General features: G+C 41.3%; 1 protein-coding gene. It reads left to right on the top strand.

The window, feature by feature from the left end; genetic code table 11:
• A partial coding sequence (locus SB719_RS22680; RefSeq protein WP_412160113.1) for a hypothetical protein occupies positions 1-235 on the top strand: 235 nt, incomplete at both ends.

The following is a 235-nucleotide window of genomic DNA, read 5'->3' as shown; positions in this document are numbered from 1 at the left end:
AACTTTTCAATCTTTAATAATGCCAATAATAATAATGTTCTCGTCGCAAATACTGTAGGAAACGGTACTGTTGTAAACGTTACTACTACAGGAAACGGAGCCGGTGTAAGAAGTTCTACGGGAGGCGGATTTGGCGTTCATGGAATCACAAGTTCCCAAACATCTGCAGGTATTGTAGGAGATAATAATGGAAATGGTGAAGCCGTAGTAGGTAGAACAACGAGTGACATCGCAG

The organism is Pantoea sp. SIMBA_079 (genome assembly GCF_046940275.1).
Lineage (GTDB): Bacteria > Pseudomonadota > Gammaproteobacteria > Enterobacterales > Enterobacteriaceae > Pantoea > Pantoea borealis.
The sequence above is the reverse complement of the archived record's forward strand: the minus strand, read 5'-3'. Positions and strand labels throughout refer to the sequence as shown.